The sequence below is a fragment of the Pantoea sp. ANP04 genome, from assembly GCF_041982285.1.
In the GTDB taxonomy this organism is placed as follows: Bacteria; Pseudomonadota; Gammaproteobacteria; order Enterobacterales; family Enterobacteriaceae; genus Pantoea; species Pantoea eucalypti.
In genome coordinates, this window is the sequence record NZ_JAUTYS010000202.1 from 1 (window position 1) to 510 (window position 510).

1 protein-coding gene is annotated in these 510 nt (G+C 60.8%); it reads right to left on the minus strand.

Annotation, left to right across the window (positions count from 1 at the left end):
- On the minus strand, positions 1 to 510 hold a 510-nt coding region (locus tag Q7C21_RS23115), incomplete at both ends, for a hypothetical protein (protein ID WP_375151257.1).

Below are 510 nucleotides of genomic sequence, written 5' to 3' on the forward strand. Positions count from 1 at the left end.
GCTTCGGCTTGCGGGTCCGCTAATGCGTGTTGTTCCTTGGCGGATTTGATCAGCCGGTTCAGTTTTTTGGTGCGAGTTTTAGGTTCTGGCTCGGTCAGTACCTCAAGCGCTGCGTCTTCGAGCAGTTGGCCGGCGGCATTCTGGGCGCTGGCGGTGACGGGGGAATCAAATTCACCGGTAGTCGGTTCGAACTTTTCTAAGCGGCGAGCTGCGCTCAGCGACTCGCGCGGGTCCGGGCCAACGGTATTAAACCGCTGGGCAAGTGCCGTGAATTGTGCGGGGCAGCGGTTACCTTGGGCATCGAACTGGCAAATCATCAGGTGGGAGTCGTTCACCCTGCGTCGGGCTTCAAAAAAGTCTAGGTTCAGCCAAGCGGCGAGCACCTCGGGCGCGCCCTTAAAGCTGGGGCGGGAAGCGGTGAGAAGCGGCGGCGCTGCTAGATCACAGGCGTTGGCACGCAAGGCGTCAAGCTCGGTGATGTCTAGTTGGTGGGCGCCGGTGGCCTCGATC